Source organism: Pseudoalteromonas sp. UCD-33C (assembly GCF_001306895.1).
In the GTDB taxonomy this organism is placed as follows: Bacteria; Pseudomonadota; Gammaproteobacteria; order Enterobacterales; family Alteromonadaceae; genus Pseudoalteromonas.
The window spans coordinates 54,411-76,695 of sequence record NZ_LJTB01000006.1; the positions used below are offsets into that span (position 1 = coordinate 54,411).

A 22,285-nucleotide genomic window follows, 5' to 3' on the forward strand; every position below is an offset into this window, starting at 1 on the left:
CTAAATACTTTTAAAAAGGCAAATAGATTTGCGCGCTTAGGCCACCTTCTGGACGATTAAGTAGTTGTACTCGGCCGCCGTGCATATCGACAATACGTTTAATTATCGCAAGGCCTAAGCCACTGCCTTCGCTACCGCGAGCGGCATCACCTTGTTTAAACGGTTCAAATACAGTTTCAAGTTCGCTTTCTGGGATCCCCGGGCCGTGATCGTTAACCACGACCATGGCAAACTTTTTATTACTGCTCACGCGGGTTTCAACCTCTATATCACCATCTGAATAGCGAATTGCGTTTTCAATCATATTAGTAACAACACGCTTTATTGCTACCATACTCACTGGTACTTCGCTTAAGCTCGGATTCTCTTTAAAGGTAATAGTGCGGTGATGTTTTTGTTCAGCTTCGACAACTTCAGAAACAATCGCGTTTAAGTCTTCTAGCTCAAGTTCTTCACGTTTGTGATGGCGTAAATATTCAATGAATTGGTCGATAATGGCATTCATGTCTTCAATATCATGAATGATCCCTTCACGCAGGTAATCTTCATCGTCCGACATCATTTCGGTGGCAAGGCGAATACGTGTAAGCGGCGTGCGCAAGTCATGAGAAACACCTGCCATTAATAACCGACGGTCATTCTCAAGGGCAGCAATTCCACGCGACATTTGGTTAAACGCACGGGTTACTTCAATAACTTCAGTAGAGCCTTGCTCTTCTAGCTTGGTAGAAAAGTCACCCACCCCTACTTTAACAGCGGCTTGTTGCAGTGCCTTTAAAGGTCTATTTAGATGGCGGGCAAACAACCACCCACCGAGTACACTTAAAAAGCCAATACTCGATAAATAAAAGGTTAAGAACTTCAGGTTGTTTTCTTGCAGGCCGGTGAGCGGCACGCGCACCCAATAACCCGGTGCTTGCGGGGCTTCAACCCAATAAACAAGTGGATCGGTTTGGCTTATTCGTACCCGAGCAGAGCCATTGAGCTCTTTCGACATACTGCGCGATAGCATTGAATACTCACGAGTTTCAGCCAACCCCTCACTCATCGCTTGACGCTGGGTCATCACTTCGATGCCGGTGATCTCAAAAAACTTGTCAGAGGCTTCTTTGCTTACCTCAACCCCTTCTTCCCATTCGATAAACACAGTTTTCACCTGTTTCGAAAGGATCAGGTTTACTTGTTCTATAGTTGGCTTAACAACATAAAAACTAACCGTGATATAAGAGACAATTTGATTGATTAACAGCAGGGCCGCAACCAAAAATACCGTTTGTCCAAACGCACTACGTGGAAACATGCCCATTACTGTTATTTTTCACCGTCTGGCACAAATACGTAGCCTAAGCCCCATACTGTTTGAATATAACGAGGATTAGCGGCATCCACTTCAATCATACGGCGTAAGCGTGAAACCTGAACATCGATACTGCGCTCAAGCGCACTGTAATCTCGGCCACGTGCTAAGTTCATCAATTTATCGCGACTAAGCGGTTCACGAGGATGAGTCACTAACGCTTTTAATACCGCAAACTCACCACTGGTTAACGACATTGTTTTATCACCATGGCTCATTTCGCGGGTCGCAAGGTTTAGTGTGAAGTCACCAAAGCTAATTTCGTTTTCTTCGGCAGCCGGCGCACCTGGCACTTCTTTAGCACGACGACGTAAAATTGCTTTAATACGCGCTAACAGTTCACGTGGGTTGAATGGTTTAGGAATGTAATCATCAGCACCAAGCTCTAAACCGATTATACGGTCAACCTCATCGCCTTTGGCTGTAAGCATTACAATTGGAATGTCATTTTCTTTTTGACGTAAACGACGGCAAATTGATAACCCATCTTCACCTGGTAACATTAAATCTAATACAATCAAGTGGAAGTTCTCGCGCTCTAATAAGCGATCCATCTGCTCTGAATTTGCTGCTGAGCGAACAATAAAGCCTTGTTCTACAAGGTAACGCTCTAGCAAACTACGTAAGCGCATATCGTCATCAACAACCAATACTTTTGTCGTTTCGTGTCCCATAACTTTCATTCTTTTTGTAATATGTTACTTATTAATATAAATGAAAAAGTTAAGAATAAAAAACGAATTACGCGCTTAGATTGTTACTGAACATTTCAAAATCCGACTCGACAAAGGTAAAAGACTTTTATACCTTGCGGCTGGTTTTCTTTTTAGGCTGAATAAAATGGCAAAGACAAATTTAATAACCCGAGAAGGGTATCAGCAATTACAACAAGAACATGACTACTTATGGCATGAAAAGCGCCCTGAAATTACCAAAATTGTTACTTGGGCAGCAAGCTTAGGCGACCGTTCTGAAAACGCAGATTATCAATTTAATAAGCGTGTTTTACGACAGATAGATCGCCGTGTACGCTATCTTCGTAAACGCATGCCAGATCTTAAAATTGTTGACTACAACCCACAGCAAGCGGGAAAAGTGTTTTTTGGTGCTTGGGTCGAAATTGAGAATGAGCAAGGCGAAACAAAGCGCTTTCGTATTGTCGGCCCCGACGAAATTTACGAACGCAAAGATTACATTTCGATTGATGCACCTATGGCTCGAGCGCTACTTGGCAAACAAGTAGATGATGACTTTTCGGTGAACACGCCTGAAGGCGCAAAAGAATGGTATATCAATGAGATAACTTATCCGGATGCGAAATAATTTTTGCCAGAAAATTCAGAAAGCGTTAATTAGTGATTGTTTAGTCTAAAAATGTGATCTATAACTAAAGGTACTCAAGATAAATCATTACTTGAGTTTTAGAAGGTAGTAAGTATGTCAAACGCAATACAACGCATAATGAGTAATGCCATTGTATTCGCACTATTAATTAGTGTGAGTTTGATATCTTACGCCAGTGATATAGAGAGCCATTCAGACAGTGTTACGCCAACCGCTCACTTTATTGCGTGTGATAGTGCAGACCCTGCCAACTTAGATACCGACCTCGATAAACATACACCTGCGTTCGTTGCTAATGTAGCCCAACCACTGCCAGATGCACGTGTGGTTTCGTATGTTCACCCTTGTAATAAGGTGTCTGTTTATAGCGCGCACCAGCGAGGGCCACCTGCTTTTTAATTAACTCAAATTTTCTATTTCAGTTTTATTAAAATGTATGGTGACCAAAATGAATAATTTCAAAGAATTACGTCTTCAAGATATCTCTAATGGCGCATTATCTAATGCAGTGAATGAAGTTGAGCCAACACTAGATCTCACTTCTTCAGCTTTAAAAGTACTTAATAGCTTTACTAAAAAAGATCCTTTACGTGCACATTACAGCACCACTATTGTTGATGCTTTAAAGCAAACAAATAGCTGTTGCTCAGATTTTATTTTAGTGGTTGATAACGAAGATAAACTACTCGGTATTACTTCTAGTGCCGATCTGCAAAGCTCAAAAATTATGATCCTTGCACAGCGCTTGAACTTACACCGTGAAGAAATTACTTTACACGATGTAATGACGCCACTTAGCAGCTTAGCTGGTGTGAGCCTGCAAAGCATCAGCTACGCAAGTATTGGCGATGCACTGCAAACCATGGAACACCAAGGTATGATGTTCTTATTAGTAACCAGTGCTAAACAAGAAATATGTGGTTTGATTTCAGCTCGAGAGATCGCTAAAAAATTACATATTCCTGTTAATATCAACCCAATTGCTAATGGCTTTAGCGAAGTATTACAGCAGGTTGATCACCCGCACTAAGCGTTAAAATCTGCGTTGTGTAAGACTATTTTTGCAGGCCTTAAAAGCAGTGCTTTTAAGGCCTTCTTATTGTGATATTATTCAGGCAATTAATCTTCAGTTTTACTGATTTTCTATTTTTAAAAAGGTTTATGCATGAGCAATATCTCTGCACGCTTAGCAACCGAGCTAAGTGCCCAGCAACCACAGGTTGTTGCTGCAATCAAATTACTTGATGAAGGTGCCACAGTTCCTTTTATCGCCCGTTATCGTAAAGAAGTAACTGGTGGCTTAGATGACACGCAACTACGTTTACTTGAACAGCGCTTATCGTATTTACGTGAATTAGAAGAACGCCGTAGCTTTATCCTTAATACTATTGAAGAGCAAGGCAAGCTAACAGCCGAACTAAGTGCTGATATTAATAACGCTGACAGTAAAACTGAGCTTGAAGATTTATATCTGCCTTTCAAACCTAAACGTCGTACAAAAGGGCAAATTGCCATTGAAGCGGGCATTGAGCCGCTTGCCGATGCGCTATTTAACAACCCAAGTCTCGACCCAGAACAACAAGCAAGTGATTACATTAATGCTGATGCAGGTTTTGCAGATAATAAAGCAGTGCTAGATGGTGCTAAATTTATCTTAATGGAACGCTTTGCTGAAGACGCAAAATTGCTAGCTAAATTCCGTAGCCATATCGCACAACATGGTCAGATTGAAAGTACTGTAATTGCTGGTCAAGAAAATGAAGGTGTAAAGTACCGCGACTACTTCGAGCATCAAGAACCGCTTAAAAAAGTACCATCACACCGTGCACTTGCTATGCTACGTGCTCGCAATGAAGGCGTATTACAACTTAGTATCAACCCAGAGCCTAGCGCAGAAAATCCGGCGCAAGTGTGCGCACAAATGATTGCCGATCATTATCGCTTAGATGTTAGCAATTCTGCTGCAAGCGCTTGGTTAATGGGCGTAGTGCAATGGGCATGGAAAATTAAGTTAAGCCTTCACCTTGAGAATGAATTTTTAGGTGCAATGCGCGAAAAAGCAGAAACCGGCGCAATTGACGTTTTTGCTAAGAACTTAAAAGATTTATTAATGGCCGCTCCTGCAGGCCCACGTACCACGTTAGGTCTGGATCCTGGTTTACGTACTGGTTGTAAAATTGCCGTTGTAGATAGCACAGGCAAGCTGTTAACAACACAAACGATTTTCCCGCACGCACCACAAAATCATTGGGACAAATCGCTTCGTACTCTTGAGCAATTATGCCGCCAGCATAAAGTTGAGCTAATCGCTATTGGTAATGGTACCGCTTCACGTGAATCTGACAAATTAGTAGCTGAACTGATTAAAGCCAACACTGAGCTTAAACTTAATAAAGTGATGGTTAGTGAAGCAGGCGCTTCTGTTTATTCGGCATCTGAGTTTGCCGCTAATGAATTCCCTAACCTTGATGTTTCACTACGTGGTGCTGTGTCTATTGCGCGTCGCTTACAAGATCCACTTGCTGAGCTGGTAAAAATTGAGCCTAAATCAATCGGTGTAGGTCAATATCAGCACGATGTATCGCAAAGCCAACTTGGTCAAACGCTAACATCAGTGGTTGAAGACTGTGTAAACTCAGTAGGTGTAGACCTAAATATGGCGTCGGTGCCACTACTTACCCGCGTATCTGGCTTAAACAAAACCTTAGCACAAAATATTGTTAGCTACCGTGATGCGAATGGCTCATTCAGCAAACGCTCTGAACTGAAAAAAGTTGAACGTTTAGGGCCTAAAGCCTTTGAACAAGCTGCCGGTTTCTTACGTATCAGCACAGGCTCAGATCCTCTTGATAACTCGTCAGTTCACCCTGAAGCCTACCCGGTTGTTAAGCGTATCTGCGAGAAGAACAACTTAGATGTAAACAGCCTAATTGGTAACTCTGACATCCTAAACAAGCTCGTTGCGAACGACTACATAGACGAAAAATTTGGTTTACCAACGGTTACCGACATTATCAAAGAACTTGATAAACCGGGTCGTGACCCGCGTCCTGAGTTTAAAACAGCTGAATTTAAAGCCGGTGTTGAAACTATTAACGACCTAAAACCAGGTATGATTTTAGAAGGTGTAGTGTCTAACGTTGCTAACTTTGGTGCCTTCGTTGATGTGGGCGTACACCAAGATGGTTTAGTGCATATTTCTGCGATTACTAACAAGTTTATCTCTGATCCACGTGAAGTGGTTAAAGCTGGCGATATTGTAAAAGTAAAAGTAGTTGAAGTAGATGCTGCTCGTAAACGTATTAGCTTTACCATGCGTTTAGATGATGATGTTGATACCAGCAATAAAGCCGCACCAGCTAGCAAACCTAAGCCAGCTGCGAAAGCGAAAAGTGCACCTAAGCAAAAACGCGAATTTGGCAATGTTGCCATGGGTAATGCCTTTGCAGATGCATTTGCCAATGCAAAAGTGAAAAAATAATAGACTGTAGGCATAAGTCGAAAAAGACCGCGTAAGTTAAAACTTACGCGGTTTTTTATTTGTATAGCAACTTAATCAGTCTCGTTGCTATGAAAGGCTCAATAAACTGAGCCTTTATCGCTATTACTTACGACGACGAAGTGCAAGTAATGGCAGTAGTAACACAATGAAGTGACCTAATGAGCCGCTTGAAGAACTCTTAGTTTCCGCTTCAGTTTCTGGTGTTACTTGTGAAGCGAATTCACAGCTACCATCATCTTCATTCGCAGTCGCATCATAGTTAGTCGCAGCAGCATCAGTACAACCAAGCTCTACACCATCAGACTCAACCATAAGCAAGAACTCTTTGCTTACTTTGTCTGCTGGGTTAGCTTTGTCTTGCACTGTGACTGTTACCATTGTTTCACCATGGAAATGTGCATCAGGGATTAAGTTAAACGACATTCCGTCAACTTCAGCCGTAACGTTCTCACCGGTTACCACTAATTCATTTGGCGACTGGTCTGCATCAACAACCATCACGTCAACACCATCGATACGGCCATTTTCTGCTACCGTCATATCAGCGATGTCGCTCATTTTCAGGTTGCTTTGTACGCCGATTGAGTGCATTAACATACCACCTTCTTGGCTACCTAGTTGGTAATCAAGGGTGATATCTTGCACAGAACCTTTCGCATCAGGCATAACCGTAGCAGTAAAGTTAAACTCAACTTCACTTTGCTCTGGGCCAACATAATCAAAACAGATCACTAAGTCATCTTGTAAGATCTTGCCAAGGTCGTCATAACCAACCACATTGCTTAATGCACCGTCTTTAAAGCCGGCAGTTGTAGAGTAAACACTATCACCACCTTCAATAAAGATAGTCCCTTCATCAACACCTGCGCCTAGGTTATCGTAAGCAAAAATAGCTTCGAACATACCTTCATGGTCATCGATACCACTACGTAAAATCACTTCATAGTCAAACGTGTCGCCTGTGTATTTATCAGTCACATTATCGAATTCCATGAATACGAGATCACCTAAGTCAGGACGCTCTTCTTTATACTGAGAAGCAATCGTTAGACCTGTTGGATCCGTTGGATGGCGAAGATTTTCGATTTCAAACGAACCACGCCAGAATGGTGCCAATGCTTCAACTAAGAAACCTGGACCGCGGTGTGCACTCATCATCCACCAAATAGGTGTGAACTGCATTGCACCTGTTGGGTGTAAACGTACTTCGTTATTATTTACTTGGTTGTAAATTTCAAACTTCGCACCTTCTTTATAGAATAACCAATCAATTGGCACATCAAAGTACACATTTGAGCCACCTTCATACCAAGCAGCTTCAGGTTGAATGCGGAAATCACCCCATAAATCGATATATCCCCCTGTCGAGAATTCATCAATCATTGGCGTTTTACACATCTCATTAGTGATGTTGTTAGTTACCACATAATCACGTTGTACGTTACGCGTTGCGTCTTGTGTACCTTGAATAGTTAACGTGTTGCCTTCTACAACTAACGAAGCTGCAACTTCTTCATTGTTTGAAGTTAGCGTTTGTGGCCAAACTTGCATGCCATCAGGAATCGTCAATGACAATGAATAGTCACGCGCCTTAGATTCATAGTTAGCTTTAAGTTTTACATTAACGTTAACTAAGTCCATAGCGCGAGCAGTGTCTTGATCAACATTTAGGGTAAGTGCTTCTGCATCACGCTTTAAGTTAACCGATGTAAAACCAAGGGTGCCTTCAGCCCCCTCTGCATTACCTAATGCAAAGCCGCCATAATAAACATCATTCGGTTGCGCATCTGGTAAATCCCAATTTACAGCAATTTCATAGTTACCATTGCCGCTGTGCTGCTGTGGCGCTGATACACTGAATTCACCGGTATTTTGCTCTTTAACAATGGCGTAATGAGTCACTGTTTGATAACCAACATCACGTGAACCTGCTAGAGCTGCAGTCGCAAACCAGTATTTACCAGGCTTAGGGTCAATAATATTACAATAGTTATCTTCAACACTGCTTGAAGAGTAACAAATCATCTCTTCATTTAGCGCTTTGATAAGTGCTGTAGAATCTTCCGCAATCTCTTCATCAGAAACCATGAATGAGCCGCTTTCATTAGCATCATAACCCACTATCAAGTGTGCTTTTTTCATTTGCCAACGAGGTTCAACAAGGTCTGCTAAATCTGTAGTTTGCTCGGTAGATGCAACTTTAACCATTAAGCGTTTTGTACCTTCTGGTACTTCAAACGCTTGGATATCCCACGCTTTTTCAACGCGGTCTTTTGTCACATAAGGTGAAACACCTAAGATATTTGCGGTAATCTCCGTTGGTTTTACTAGACCATAATAAGTCGGCGTAAATTCACTGTAGCTATCGGTATTAACTACGATTGATTCTGATGCACTTGCACGTGCCATATCGATATCAACCATGGTTGGTAGCTCATCAATGACGTTTTTCGCAACTAATGTGAAATGAGCATCAGGTGAGTCGCCATCAGTGTTCTTGAATAACACTTTACCGTTGAACCAAGCATCTTTATTTAAGATATTGTCCCAAGGCGCACCTTCTTCAACAGGATCAAGCTTCGACTCGATGATATTTGGCAACTTCATAGTAACCATCACATCTTGTGTTTCACCTGCTTGAAGTGTGAAATTACTTGGTGTTACGCTAACTTCTACACCAGAGCTTTCTTCTTCACCTTCAACAGCCCAACCATAAGCCGTTGCATCCCAAGTACCATCTTTTGTTGCCTTAACTGTACGCATCCACGTACATTCAAGTTCGCAGTCTTGGTTAACTAACGAAGGTAGGTTAAGCCACTCTACTAAACCACCATTGCGCGGGTTCGCATCATGATAGTTTTCAATAGTCTCATCCATGATAAGACCCGCATTGGCAGCTTGTGCTACGTCAATCGCACCGCCACCAGCCATGAAGTTGTAGTATGGGTCAATTAAAGTAACGCCGTTAGAAATACGTACTTTATTTGCCGTCATCATTAGCGCTGATTGAATTTCTGCTGGCGTCCAATCTGGGTGCATTTGCATCATTAGCGCCATTGCACCCGTAACATGTGGCGTAGCCATTGAGGTACCGCTCATAAAAGTCCAATCAGAAGCACTTGGATAAGCTGTAAATGGTTGGTCATCAGCATTCGCAGCATAAATATCAACACCTGGTGCAGTCACGTCTGGAACAAGGTTATTGATGTAATAACTTGGTCCCATAGAACTAAAGATAGCAAGTTGATTACCTGCTTCTTCATCAAATGAATAGTTATTTTCTGGCTCGCCAATTGTCGCAATAGCTGCGCCATCAGGGTTAGCATTAACCCAATTACGAATTGTATAGCGTGCGTTTGATGGTAAGTGAATACCTGGGATCACATAGTTATCAGCAACAAGGCTCTCTGCAGAACTAATGTTTTGTAGAATAAAGCCGCCCGCTCCACCAGCTGCCACATTCTTAGCTTTGTCGACACGTGCAATGTCACCACGTAAACACACTACAATTTGGTCAGCCGTAAACGTGCCAGCAGGGAAAGGGGCATTACAGCTTGCTGCATTGTAATCATCATTTTCGTTCGGGTCGTCGTACTTTTCGGCAAGTACAACTTCACCTGTGATACCGCCAGAGAAACTCTTACCTGAATACTCACCAGCATAAGGCGTGCGCGTTCCTTGGAAGTTATTGATGGTTTTAGAACCTAAGTCCATTACACGATCATGGGTTGATGCGCCTACTGTAGTTACCCAAGGCGAAGTATGATCCGCAGACATATAATATGGGCCTGAGTTACCCGCTGCTGCTGCTACTGAAATACCTGCTTCACGCGCACTTAAGAAAGCCATTTCCATTGGGTCTTCCCACGGGAAGCTTTCACCACCACCAATCGAGAAGTTGATTGCATCTACACCATCTTCAATCGCATCTTCAAATGCAGATAAAATTGCTGACTCAGGACAGCCAGAATATAGATCACCCGAGTTTCCTGCATAACACACTTGGTACGAAATGATATGCGCACGAGGTGCCACACCACTGGTACTTTCAAACGTAAATGGTAAGTTTTCACCATCACTTACTTTCTCACCTGTTGCAGCTTGAAGCGGTGTGTTTTCGATGTAATTACCCGCCGTAGTGCTTGCTGTGTGAGAGCCATGACCATTATAGTCTTCACCATTTTCAGGGCGGCGATCTGCACGTGCAAATTGATAATCAGCATTCATTGCTGTGACTTCTGGATACGAGCGAACACCAATTAGCTTGTCATTACATAGCTCAGGCTCTTCCTCACAGTCACCTACGAAGTTACCTGCGCCTAGTGGATTTTTCTCACTGTATTGTTCGTCGCTAGCAAATGCTGGATGGTCTGTATTGATACCTGTATCAATAATACCCACAACCATACCTTCACCTTTAACACCCACCGATGAAGCCGGTGTTGCACCCTGCCATAATTGATCAGCACCAATAAACTCAGGACCACGGTCTGTGCGTAATTCAAAAATACGGTTAGGAGTAATACGCTTTACGCCTGATTGTGTCGCAAGTAGCTCTGCATCAGCTTGTGTCATTTCGACCACTACCGCGTTATTTGCAAGAGTAAATTGCTTTTTAATCGCAATATTGGCACCTATTGCACGCGCCTTACTTAATACTGCTGTTTGACGTTGCTTTAAAAAACCTTGATACGCACGTACACTTTGCGACGCTGTATCAATACGCTCTCTAACCATTAAAGAGCGAGATTCAGTAATAGCTGTAGCGCTGAAACCTTGAATATCACCTTGATAACTTGCCACAGGCTCATCATGCATTTGCACAATGTATGTTTGAATTCCTGTCACCCCATCTTGAGGTTGAAAAACATGTTCCGGCTGCTGACTTTGATAGTGCTGGTTTAAGCGTTGAGCACTCCCTTTGAGTAAGCTTGGATGATCTTCGATTTTTTTTTCTTGTTGATAATTCGCGATATCTTCAGCTGTAAATGTTGGCTGATAAAAGCCTTTATCTGACACTTTGTTAAAGCCAGGCTCTGCCGCAGCATAGCCTGTAGCACCGACATACAAGGCTGTAAGTACGGCTACTGAACTTTTCTTCAAGTGTGCGATTTTCTTATTGCAAGGTTGCATATGATTCCCACTGATTTAATTCTAAACAGCTCATAAATTGCTTGAGCTGACACACTAAATTATTTAGCAGGCAAACATATACAGAGGGGGGGTTACATGGTCAAACCGACCTGTACACACCTGAGACACAAGATTAACATTAAATAAACACCAGAGCGGTAAAAATAAACGCATTGAAGGATGTTTATACAAAATGTAGCGTTTTGTACAAAATACGATTACAGAAACAAAGTGAGTAGTGAAAACAGCTAGGGAAAGGCATCCCTAGCTGCTAAAAAATTAGAAGTTATAACGAACCGAAAGTGCAAGGTCTGAGTAATCATTTGCATCACGATAGCTTGCGCTTATCAGCCAAGCTGGTGTAAAGGCATAGTTTGCCCCCACATGAAATACAGCATTATTTTCGCTCTCTTCGTCGTGCAAACGCTCGTAGCCAACGCCAGCGTTGATCTCAAATGAATCAGTTAATAGATGTCTGATTTGCGCGTTAGCAGACAAAATATCTGCGGTTTCTGAATTTGAGTGATTCTCTGAAAAGCTATTAAAAACTTGATCTTGGTATGAGACAACTTCTTTAAAATTAAGGTCAGTTTCTATCTTTAACTGGCCAATCTTTGCTGAAAAATCAACTTTAGTGCGATCGGATAGCGAATAAATATAACCTAAACCAATTTCGTATCGGGTCATGTCAACATCATAATCGAAAGTATAAGCTATGACAGTATCACCTAAATAATTATCATTGCTATCGTAAACACCTGAGCCATTGAATTCATTCGTTGCAGTCACATCATCATTTAAAATTGAATAATGACCTGTAACATACCAATTCTCAGCAAACTGCTTACTGAAATTAAAGCCATAACCTTTAGGAGATAGCTCATCGAAGTCATCAATTTCTGTCTTTTTATATCCGGCTTCAACAAAGTCATAGCTTAGAAGTGAGGTGTTTTCTGCCATGACAGCGGTAGAAGCAAGTGATAATGCGCAAGCAAGAAGAGTGTATTTCATTTGTTAAATCATCCTAATTATAAATCGTGGACAATCTACCAAAGCGAGCAAGGACCCGCAATGGAAACAATATTCGTTTTTGTAGTCTAAATGTAAGAAACTGTTAGGGTCATTAATAAATTAAGTGAGTAGTTATGTAGTATTTAAACTTCGTTAGCGACAAGTTTTAACCGCAAAGTGATTAACTGATACTGTTAATTGATATTAGTTAAATAAAGGCAGAGAACTGGTTTTGGTTCGTGGGCGAGGTAGCCGCTTGATAAAAATTAGCAATACGTGCGGCACGCTCGTCTACTTCTACATCACGCTTGGCTGTTTTAGTTTCGCTGGTTTGAGTAGCGCTATCTTCGGCATACTCACTGTTTATTTTGAAGGTCGATTTGCCTGAGTCAGCATCGTCATCAACTGATTGACTGGCAAGCTCAGCTTGCGCTGCCATAAGCTTTTGTGTGGCATCGGCAGCAATTGAGCGATCAGCACTTGAAGGCTCTTGAGGTGCAAGCGCAGCTGCACGCACCGTCTGCATTTTTTCAATTGTAGCTTTTGGGTCACCTTTAATTTCAGCAACATCAATTTGCACCTCGCCGCCCACGGCATAGTTTGTACCATCTGGGCCGCGTTGATACTCATAGCTTGGTGAGCCAGCATATTGCCCTCCTACCGCTGCATGCGCTTGTTCATGAATACGCACTTCGGTATCGCGGGCTTTTAGCTCTTTAATTTGCTCAGTGTCTTGTTGCTCTTGCTCTGCAACCTTTTGCTCTTTTTGCTGCTCTTGTTTAGCTTCTTGCTGTTCTTGCTCTGATTGTTCAGGCTCACCCTGCTCACCACCTTGCTGACGTTCTTCAATCACCTTATCTTCAGCTAGACGACCTTTAGCATCATACGTACCAGCTTCAGAACCTGGCTGCTTGGTTTTGTCGCCATCATTCAGGGTTTTATTTTCTGCGTTACTCGGCTTGGTAGCAGCAGGAGGCGGGATCACTTCACGTAACTGATTATCACGGCGAGCACTTTCGGTGTGCACATTCGCTGTGTTGATATTAATCGAAGGAAACGGAGTGACGATATTCATAAGTACTAAACTTTAATATCTATTAATGTACCGAGCACTTCATCAGCAGTCTGAATCGTGTTGATATTGGCTTTTGCATTAAACTCTTCAACTTTTAAATTAACAAGCGACTCATCGATTGGGGCAGGTTGTGAAACTGGCGGAGTTACAGCTTCATTTGGAGTTGCCGCTTGTAATTGGCGTTGTTGAGCTAATTGGGCATCATCTTGCTGATCAATTGAGGCACGGCTAATCTCAGCGCTCGCCTTTTCGATACCTTGGCTTGCACGGTTATAACCTTCTACCGCATTATTAAAAACAGAACTGATTGGCATAACACCCTCCAACAGTGAGATCTACCCGTTAAGTATCGCTCATAAAACGAGCAAAATAAAGCTAAATCCCGCTATTTTTCTGGCCTCTCAGCGAGTTTTGCTTAACACATTGATTTCAGTGCTGATATAAATGACGCTTTATGTGAAATAAAAGGCGCGTGTGAGGCCTTATCTAAAACTTCATATTCAAACTGAGGGTGTAAGGCATGCATTTTTTCAATCGCGCGATAAGGTACTAATGAATCTAAGCGACCGAAAATACCACGCACAGGTACGCTAAGGTTAGCGAATAGTTCCCGTAAATCATCCTGCTGTAAAATGTCTAAGCCCGCACTTAAAGCTTGCTCTTGAGGCGCAGGGTATTGGTTTAAAAGTGCTTTAAGTTGCTTAATGTCATCTCGAGCTGATTCACTGCCCATTGCTTGTATCGCCAAAAACCGTTCTATCGTTTTTTCTCTGTGACTAACTAGCTGATCTTTAAATGCGTTCAATACGTCAGGTTTAATACCCGGCCATTCGTCGGTTTGCGCAAAAAAAGGCGTTGAGGCAACCAATACAACCTTTGCGACTTTGTCAGGCCAATGTGCTGCAATATACATGGCAAAAAGTCCGCCCAACGACCAGCCAACAAGAATAGACTGATCATTTAGCTGTGTACTTAGTTGCTCAGCTGCAGCGTGCAAAGTGTAAGGTGTAGGGATTGACTGCGCGTTACCAAAGCCAGGTAAGTCGAGGCAACGGACTTCACCATCATGAAAAAACTCAAGCTCAGGTTTGATCACTTGCCAAACCCCTTGGTTCATTCCCCAGCCATGTAATAGCACCATCTCATTTTGCATATTTTGTATTTCCCAACCACACTTAGCGCTCATAATAGCGTTTAAAGGAATGAATGCAATGTCTCACTTACCTCATGTCTTAAAACTAGGGCTAGACGCACTATTCCCCAACTTTTGCATTAGCTGCCAAAATCACATACAGGCTGATCAAGCTTTGTGTCAGTATTGTTTAGATGACCTTAATTTATTTGACCTTACACGCCATCCAAATTTGTTACATCGACCAGATATATGTGATGCATTTCCTGATAGTAATTTTGATCATTTAATTGCCTGTGCTTGGTATCAAGCACCTTTTAAGCTTTGGCTCAAGCAATTGAAATTTAATGACCAGCAATATTTTCGTGTGGCACTACAACAAGTAGTAGAGAAACAGCTGCAATTAGCTCGTCAAGTTAATACAAATTGGCCCGATCTTTTTATTGTGCTGCCTCTGCATAATCAGCGCTTTTTGGCACGCGGCTTTAATCAGGTAAGCCAAACTTGGCTGCCTGTTTTGAAAAACCAACAATGTACTGTTAGCCCAGCTCTTTACAAGCAAAAAGCAACCAAAGCGCAATCACAGTTAAGTAAAGCGAAAAGAGTTAAAAATCTACAAAATGCGTTTGTTTGTCAGCAAGATTTAACAGGAAAAACCGTGGCAATTATTGATGATGTGATGACCTCTGGCGCAACCATAAATGCTGCGACAGAAGCCATAAAAAATGCAGGGGCAAAGCAGGTATGGGCTATGCTCACTTGCCTAACAGGGTTAGGCAACCTGCATTATGATTAAGTGTGATTATTTATCACCAGAGGCATGAAAGGCATTACCAAAAAATAAGGCATTGCTTAGTAATCGACTCGTGCCGTACCAGTAACCACGGAATACTGGGTTATCTGTCATGCCTATCACACTGCCTTTACCATATGAATGCGCAATGAGGCCTGCCGCGCCCGCTACTTGCTCTACATTTACGTCATCAGTAAAGCCAGCTAAAAGCGGCTTATCTGTGTAAGTAAGCACATTAACAAAAGGTGAGTCTGATTTCTCAAGTAGCCAAGTGCTATTCTTAAATACTGGTAATGTATTACGGTTCAGCGAATACGTAAGTGGATGAGATAAATCCACAGAGGTATTAAAAATTGCACCGGCAATACGCTGACGACCAGCTAAGTCATCTTTATCAGCATAAGTAAGTCCTGTTGTATCAAAGGCACTGGCTACATCGCGACGAGATAAGTAGTTTGCTTTTAGTAGCTGCTGATCAGCTAAGAACTTAGCACCACCTTTGTGACCCCAAATAACACCGCCTTTACGAACCCACGACTTAATAGCCACTTTAGTCGCATCATCAAGGCGATTGAAATTTCCGTGCGCTAAAATAATATGGCTGTAGTTCTCAAGGTCGATGTTACCTAAGCGCTCCATTTCGATAATGCTTGGCGCGGTGCCAACAAAACGATCTAAGTAATACCACACTTCACCAAGCTCATACTGGCTAGTTCCTTGACCACCCACGAGTAATACTTTAGGCGCTTTCACAACCGCCATTGCACGAGAACCTAAATCAGCACCTTTAACCGTTAAGCCCGAACTAATTGGCGTAATTTCAATGCCAAACTCATTCTGTGCTTGGTTTAAATAACTAACCCAGTTGCTATCAGTTTGCAGACCAGCAGGAACAAGAATACTACCTGGTTCAAAAGCTATTTCACCTGATGGCGTTTTTGCTGTAAGTGGGCTTAATGCCACGCGTGCTTTCACACCTTGTTCAAGCAAGCTATTAAGCATTTTTGGCGCTAGGTAATCATCCCATTTAAATGCATAGGCATAGCTTTGCGGTAATGCTGCAAAGCTTGACTTAACACTTTGCTGCCAAGGCATTTTTGCCACATTTAAGCCCCAGTTGCTGCTTACCTTTGCAAATTCTAAATTAAAGGCATGAGCAAGTGTCCAGCCAGACACATCATAAAACGTATTATCAACAAAACGCTGTTGCTCACTGAAAATCGCTTTAATTAAACGAAATTGTGGCTGTGCTAATGGTACATAATAACTCTGCTCAGAAAAGCTTTGACCGTTTACTTTTAACGGCTCTTCTAACATGTACGCATTGATTTGATGTTGTCTAAGTAAATCAAGGAAGTATTGCATGCGACTTTGATCAGCGCCGCCTTTAACTACATACCCTTTAAAGTCTTCATCACCAGCAAGATCAACTGCTTTGTTGTAAAATTTTGCTTGATAGTCAAGTAAGTCTGTACGGTTATCAATCGCCGCTTGGAACGTCGATAAGCTAGTTAATAACTGATTTTTAATCGTAAACGGGAAGCTTAACGGGCCGTTAATAGTTTCTTGTAAGTGACCACGCGAGCTCGCTTGTTCAAATAAGATGCCTACACCGCCATTTACGTCTGGGTAAGTTGAGCCTTTCCCATAGTAAAAGTCATCAAAGCTTTCTTCAGTGAAGTAAAGTGCATTGTGCTCATCAAGTGTCTTTGCATGATAGTTTGCAATGGCTTTAGTCAGCGTGACATTTTCTTCTGGCGTGATTGGGTGCTTACGAGTTGGGATCCCTGGTTGGAAAAAGTAAGTGCTGTTTGGGCCCATCTCATGGAAGTCAGTTAGGATATTCGGCTTCCATTGGTGAAACTGTGCAATACGTGCACGTGATTCAGGGTGTTGCAGTAACAACCAGTCACGGTTTAAATCAAACAAGTAATGGTTAGTACGGCTACTTGGCCAACTTTCGATATGCTCGCGAGTTTGTGGATCTGATGATAACTTCATGCCACGGTTGCTGTTTGCCCAATTTGCAAAACGCGCTAAGCCATCAGGATTTAATGATGGGTCGAGTAAAATAACCGTGTTGTTAAGTAAGGCATCGATTTCTGGCCCCTGTGCGGCTGCAAGGTAATACGCAACGAGAAGCGATGCGTTGCTGCCTGATGATTCATTACCGTGAACACTGTAACCCATCCAAACAACCGCTGGCTGCTTGCTTGAGTCACTTGCCCCACCATTTAGGCGAGCCAAATGCGCCTTGCGGATTTGCTCAACTTGGCCAAGTTTGTCGGACGCTGTAATTGTTAGCATCACCAGTGGACGCTGCTCATGAGTGCGACCGATTACTTTAAAACTCATTCGGTCACTTTTTTCAGCAAGAACTTGCATATATTGCACAAGTTGATCGTGACGTACATGCCACTCACCCACCTCGTAGCCTAACACCTGCTCAGGAGTCGGAATACTTGGGTCAAATTTCACATCTTGTTCAAAGTAATAAGAAAGAGGTTTTGCTAATGCGCTAACGCTCACTAGCATGGTTAATATTGTTATTATGAAACGCATAGATAGCACCCGTAATTATTTGATGTTTTAACGCTACCATTCGATAAAATAGATGCAACTTTTTACGCTCAACACTGGCGACAACACGATGAGCGGAGTATGATACACAGTATCCGAGTAATTTAGTCAAGTATAGTCCGTTTTATGATCTCTATTTCTGAATCTGCACAATCTCATTTTGCTAAACTTTTAGCAGACCAAGCTGAACAAACAAACATTCGTGTGTTTGTAGTAAACCCAGGTACTTCGCAGGCTGAGTGTGGTGTTTCTTACTGCCCAGAAGACGCCGTTGAAGCGACTGATATTCGTCTACCATTCAATGGTTTTGATGCCGTTGTTGATGCAGAAAGCGCCCCTTTCTTAGAAGAAGCTGAAATCGATTTTGTAACTGACAAAATGGGTACTCAGTTAACGCTTAAAGCGCCAAATGCAAAAGCACGTAAACTTAGCGACGATGCATCACTGCAAGAACGTGTTCAACACATGCTTGAAACTGAAGTGAATCCACAGCTCGCTAACCACGGCGGCCAAGTTAGCCTAGTGGAAATTACTGCTGACGGTATCGCGGTACTGCAATTTGGCGGTGGCTGTAACGGTTGTTCAATGATTGATGTCACACTAAAAGAAGGCATCGAGAAAGAAATGATCGCCAAGTTTGACGAAATCAACGGTGTAAGAGACATTACTGATCACCAATCTGGTGAGCACTCTTACTACTAACCGGTATATTAAGCATGCTTAAAAAATGGGTATTTCGCTTAGGCAGCGACCCCAAGTTAAGCTTAAAACGCTTTCTTCGCGGCCTAGCACTGTTTGTGCTAGCCGTGATTTTTATTGCCATAGGTTACTATGGACCCGCACTGTTTCAATTAATTGGCCTAGCCATACTAGCAGTGGCTTTATTCTTTGCTGGTTGGGGCTACTTAGGTATTTTTGCCAACCGTTTTGCGCAAGTTTTAGAGCGCTCGTCTCCCAAAAATCACGACCCTGATTTGTGGAAGTAATTTAATCTAATAATTGCTGATTATTGATAATTTTACGGTAGCGAAACCACAACGTTAACCCCCGCATTAGCATAAAGCTGGTCATCGCAAACCATAAACCATGATTTTGCCAGCTACTCACTACCCAAAACAGTCCAAAAAAGCCCACTAGAGCACTAAATAGCATAGTATTACGCATGTCTTTAGCACGGGTTAAACCGACAAATACGCCATCAAATAAAAAGCAGCCCATCGCCGCGATAGGCAATATAATCACCCAAGGAAGATAAACCGTTGCAAGGCTGATAACTTCGGGCACATCGGTAAGTAAGCGAATAATTGCCTCGCCAAATAATAAAAATATAAGGCTATAAAACAGTGCAAATAACCCACCCCAAAACAAGCTCAAATTAACCCATAACTTAATCTGCTTAGCGCTGTGCTCACCTTTCGCTTTACCGACCTTTGCCTCACTTGCATAAGCAATACCATCAAGCGCAAAGCTCACCAACATTAAAAAGTTTAGCAACACGGCATTAGCCGCTAAGGTTGTTTCGCCGATACGTGCGCCATAAAAAGTCATAAAGCTAAAACATAGCTGGAGTGCTAATGAGCGAATAAAAATATCGCGATTTAAGCTTACTAAATCAAGTAACTTAGCAACACTTAACCAGGCTTTCACGGCAAGGTTAACACCTTGCTTTTTAGCGAGCTGTACAACTAACATCAGTGCAAAAGCAAGGGCGATATAATCAGCGATTAAAGATGCCCACGCAGCTCCAGCCACACCCCAATCAAGAAACACCACAAAATAAATATCAAGCACAATATTGGTTATATTGGTGATAAGTAATAAATAGAATGGCCCGCGGCCATAATGAACACCTAGCATCCAGCCAAGTAAAACCAAATTACACAAAGCAGCGGGTGCACTAAAAATACGAATCGAAAAATAGCTATTTGCTTGTTCTAAAACAGCTTCATTAGCATTTGATAAATATGCCATTAAGGATTGAATAGGTATACTCAGCGCTATTAATAACAGCGCAACTGCTGTTGCTAGTAACAAGCTGCGCTTTAATAGCTCAGCAAGTAAGGTGTGATCGCTTTTACCATAGGCCTGTGCAACTAATCCTGTGGTGCTCATGCGCAAAAAGCCTGCTAGCCAAAATAATAACGAGATAACTGCTGAGCCAAGCGCTATACCAGCTAAATAGTGAGCGCTTCCTAAGTGGCCGATTACAGCTGTATCAACTAAACCTAACATTGGCACGGTAATATTTGATAAAATCATCGGACCGGCTAATAACAGTAAACTTTTATGGTGTGCCTTATGACGTTTAAGAAAATGTTTCATTTAGTATTTGCAGTCCTGTTAGGTTTATCTTTGCGTGCCCATGGCGCAGTCATTCTACAGTATCACCACGTCAGTGAAAGCCTTCCTGCGGTAACCAGTGTCAGTAGCGAAACATTCACTGAGCATATGCAATATTTAAAAGATAATAACTTCAACGTTATTCCACTAGATGAACTCATCACCTCGTTACAAACAGGCCAACCGCTAACAGATAAAACTGTCGCGATTACCTTCGACGATGGCTACAAAAATAACTATGAAGAAGCAGCGCCTATCTTAGAGAAGTTTGGCTATCCGTATACTATTTTCGTAAATCCCAAACTAATTGATGAAGGCAAAAGCTATGTAATGACATGGCAGCAGTTAAAGGAGCTATCTAATAAAGGCGCCTTAATCAGTAACCACACACAAGTTCATAATTACTTGCATCGCAAACAGAATGGCGAGAGTGAAGAAGCATGGCTTGCACGTACTAAAAAAGATATTTTATCTGCCCAGCAACGCATTAAAGAAGAAATTGGCCACGATTTTAAATACCTTGCTTACCCTTATGGTGAATTTAATAATTCATTGCAACAATTAGTAAAATCGCTAGGCTTTGTTGGTATAGGTCAACATTCGGGTGGTGTAGGCATCCATTCTGACTTTACCCGATTACCACGCTTTCCGGCATCGGGCTTTTATTCAAAGCTTGATACGCTTGCCACTAAACTCGACTCTCAAGCATTCGCAATCAAACAGCTCAGCTATTCAGATAGCGTTACAAACGAAAACCCACCAAGTATAAGCATTCAATTTGATATGCAGGACTTTCATAAAAGTCAGTTTGCGTGTTATGTCTCTGGTATTGGCCAAGCAGACTTAACTTGGCTTAGTAAAGATACGGTGAAGATCACCTCACCTGAAAAACTGAAAAAAGGCCGCTCTCGCTTTAACTGCACAGCCCCTTCTATCGCGAAAAAAGGCAGTTACTACTGGTTCTCTCAACCTTGGGTTATTGTACCTTAGCAGCTTGTTTTAGCATTTGCGCTGCAACCTTATCAAGGCGAACCACTTCATTAGCCGCATTAAGCTCTACTGCGGCTTTAGGCATGCCCCATACCACTGACGACAATTCATCCTGTGCTATGGTGTAAGCCCCAGCTTGATTTAATGCAAGCATGCCTTTTGCGCCATCGCTGCCCATACCGGTCAATAACGCAGCTACCGTCGCTTTAGGGCAAGCCACGACTAAGGAGTTAAATAGCACATCAACCGCTGGACGATGGCGATTAACCAGCTCACTTGAATCTAGCTGACAAAACAAGCCGCCTGCTTTTTTTACTACACTCAAATGCTGATCGCCCGGTGCAATATACGCCCAGCCTGGTTGTAGCTTATCGCCATGCTCAGCTTCTTTAACGTTGATTTTACACGTTCTATCCATGCGCATTGCAAACGAGGTACTAAATACTGGAGGGATATGCTGTGTAATAACAATCGGTGGGCAGCTTTCTGGCATACGCACGAGCACTTCTTTAATTGCTTCTGTGCCGCCTGTTGAAGCGCCAATTGCAAGCACGCTGTTTGCCTTAAATTGCAATGCTGTTAAAGAGCTGTCGTCTTCAACTTTTGTTTCTTTAAAAGCTCGCACTCTAGCGCCAGCTGCAGTACGCACTTTTTGATGTAATAAATGGGCATAACGCTGCAGATTTTCAGTGACATTGATTGTTGGCTTAGCAATAAAGTCAACAGCACCAATTTCGAGGGCTTCAAGTGTGATTGGTGAGCCTTTTTGAGTCAGTGTAGAAATCATCACAACTGGCATAGGACGAAGGCGCATCAAGTTTTTTAAAAAACTTAACCCATCCATTTTCGGCATTTCGATATCAAGCGTTAAGACATCGGGATTAAGGCGCTTAATTAAATCTCGGGCTTGATAAGGGTCTTCTGCCGCGCCAACGACCTGAATGTCTTGCGCTTGCTCGAGCACTTCCTTGAGTAAACCACGGATCAAAGCAGAATCATCAACTATGAGTACTTTGATCATTTGCTCT

The 22,285-nt window shown here is 42.4% G+C and carries 18 protein-coding genes; 8 read left to right on the forward strand and 10 right to left on the reverse strand.

Annotated features, from left to right (window positions below):
- Positions 1-10 precede the first annotated feature (10 nt).
- Together envZ and ompR are read right to left on the reverse strand one after the other, a co-directional pair.
- Entirely contained in the window at positions 11-1,306 is a 1,296-nt protein-coding gene (envZ, locus tag AOG26_RS12860) for a two-component system sensor histidine kinase EnvZ (RefSeq protein ID WP_054562852.1), read from the reverse strand.
- Positions 1,307-1,311: 5 nt separating this feature from the next.
- Positions 1,312-2,031, reverse strand: a complete 720-nt coding sequence (gene ompR / locus AOG26_RS12865; RefSeq protein ID WP_054554428.1) for an osmolarity response regulator transcription factor OmpR — start codon at positions 2,029-2,031, stop codon at positions 1,312-1,314.
- A gap of 166 nt (positions 2,032-2,197) precedes the next feature.
- On the opposite strand from ompR, the gene greB reads away from it, so the two are divergent.
- The 4 genes from greB (at position 2,198) to AOG26_RS12885 (ending at position 6,182) form a co-directional block, all read left to right on the forward strand.
- On the forward strand, positions 2,198-2,680 hold the full coding sequence (gene greB, locus AOG26_RS12870; RefSeq protein ID WP_054562853.1) for a transcription elongation factor GreB: 483 nt from the start codon (positions 2,198-2,200) through the stop codon (positions 2,678-2,680).
- A gap of 114 nt (positions 2,681-2,794) precedes the next feature.
- Positions 2,795-3,100 (forward strand): hypothetical protein, encoded by a 306-nt coding sequence (locus tag AOG26_RS12875; protein WP_054562854.1) that lies wholly within the window; start codon positions 2,795-2,797, stop codon positions 3,098-3,100.
- Positions 3,101-3,149: 49 nt separating this feature from the next.
- Positions 3,150-3,731, forward strand: coding sequence for a CBS domain-containing protein (locus AOG26_RS12880; protein ID WP_054562855.1), 582 nt, complete (start codon positions 3,150-3,152; stop codon positions 3,729-3,731).
- A gap of 135 nt (positions 3,732-3,866) precedes the next feature.
- Complete coding sequence (locus tag AOG26_RS12885) at positions 3,867-6,182, forward strand: Tex family protein (RefSeq protein WP_054562856.1); 2,316 nt, start codon at positions 3,867-3,869, stop codon at positions 6,180-6,182.
- Positions 6,183-6,305: 123 nt separating this feature from the next.
- Here the strand turns inward: AOG26_RS12885 and AOG26_RS12890 are convergent, their stop codons facing one another.
- The 5 genes from AOG26_RS12890 to bioH all read right to left on the reverse strand — a co-directional run bounded on the left by AOG26_RS12890 (position 6,306) and on the right by bioH (position 14,575).
- Positions 6,306-11,336: a S8 family serine peptidase gene (locus AOG26_RS12890; RefSeq protein WP_054562857.1), complete on the reverse strand. Its 5,031-nt coding sequence runs from the start codon at positions 11,334-11,336 to the stop codon at positions 6,306-6,308.
- Positions 11,337-11,615: 279 nt separating this feature from the next.
- On the reverse strand, positions 11,616-12,347 hold the full coding sequence (locus tag AOG26_RS12895; protein WP_054562858.1) for an outer membrane beta-barrel protein: 732 nt from the start codon (positions 12,345-12,347) through the stop codon (positions 11,616-11,618).
- Positions 12,348-12,555: 208 nt separating this feature from the next.
- On the reverse strand, positions 12,556-13,422 hold the full coding sequence (locus tag AOG26_RS12900) for a putative metalloprotease CJM1_0395 family protein (protein ID WP_054562859.1): 867 nt from the start codon (positions 13,420-13,422) through the stop codon (positions 12,556-12,558).
- Positions 13,423-13,427: 5 nt separating this feature from the next.
- Positions 13,428-13,736 (reverse strand): hypothetical protein, encoded by a 309-nt coding sequence (locus tag AOG26_RS12905; protein ID WP_054554434.1) that lies wholly within the window; start codon positions 13,734-13,736, stop codon positions 13,428-13,430.
- A 101-nt stretch (positions 13,737-13,837) separates the two neighbouring features.
- Positions 13,838-14,575 carry a pimeloyl-ACP methyl ester esterase BioH gene (gene bioH, locus AOG26_RS12910; RefSeq protein WP_054563034.1) on the reverse strand — a complete coding sequence of 246 codons (738 nt, stop codon included), beginning with the start codon at positions 14,573-14,575 and terminating at the stop codon, positions 13,838-13,840.
- A 58-nt stretch (positions 14,576-14,633) separates the two neighbouring features.
- On the opposite strand from bioH, the gene AOG26_RS12915 reads away from it, so the two are divergent.
- Positions 14,634-15,350 carry a ComF family protein gene (locus AOG26_RS12915; protein WP_054562860.1) on the forward strand — a complete coding sequence of 239 codons (717 nt, stop codon included), beginning with the start codon at positions 14,634-14,636 and terminating at the stop codon, positions 15,348-15,350.
- A gap of 6 nt (positions 15,351-15,356) precedes the next feature.
- Here the strand turns inward: AOG26_RS12915 and AOG26_RS12920 are convergent, their stop codons facing one another.
- Positions 15,357-17,909 carry a M14 metallopeptidase family protein gene (locus tag AOG26_RS12920; protein ID WP_054562861.1) on the reverse strand — a complete coding sequence of 851 codons (2,553 nt, stop codon included), beginning with the start codon at positions 17,907-17,909 and terminating at the stop codon, positions 15,357-15,359.
- A 144-nt stretch (positions 17,910-18,053) separates the two neighbouring features.
- On the opposite strand from AOG26_RS12920, the gene nfuA reads away from it, so the two are divergent.
- Together nfuA and AOG26_RS12930 are read left to right on the forward strand one after the other, a co-directional pair.
- Complete coding sequence (nfuA, locus tag AOG26_RS12925) at positions 18,054-18,629, forward strand: Fe-S biogenesis protein NfuA (RefSeq protein WP_054554437.1); 576 nt, start codon at positions 18,054-18,056, stop codon at positions 18,627-18,629.
- A gap of 14 nt (positions 18,630-18,643) precedes the next feature.
- On the forward strand, positions 18,644-18,913 hold the full coding sequence (locus AOG26_RS12930; protein WP_054562862.1) for a hypothetical protein: 270 nt from the start codon (positions 18,644-18,646) through the stop codon (positions 18,911-18,913).
- A 1-nt stretch (position 18,914) separates the two neighbouring features.
- On the opposite strand, the gene dinF is transcribed toward AOG26_RS12930, so the two are convergent.
- A complete protein-coding gene (gene dinF, locus AOG26_RS12935) occupies positions 18,915-20,249 on the reverse strand; it encodes an MATE family efflux transporter DinF (RefSeq protein WP_082401656.1) in 1,335 nt (444 codons plus the stop codon).
- Here dinF and AOG26_RS12940 point away from each other — a divergent pair.
- Complete coding sequence (locus AOG26_RS12940) at positions 20,226-21,257, forward strand: polysaccharide deacetylase family protein (RefSeq protein WP_054562863.1); 1,032 nt, start codon at positions 20,226-20,228, stop codon at positions 21,255-21,257. The genes dinF and AOG26_RS12940 overlap by 24 nt on opposite strands.
- Here AOG26_RS12940 and AOG26_RS12945 read toward each other — a convergent pair.
- Positions 21,244-22,278 carry a protein-glutamate methylesterase/protein-glutamine glutaminase gene (locus AOG26_RS12945; RefSeq protein WP_054562864.1) on the reverse strand — a complete coding sequence of 345 codons (1,035 nt, stop codon included), beginning with the start codon at positions 22,276-22,278 and terminating at the stop codon, positions 21,244-21,246. The genes AOG26_RS12940 and AOG26_RS12945 overlap by 14 nt on opposite strands.
- Positions 22,279-22,285 lie beyond the last annotated feature (7 nt).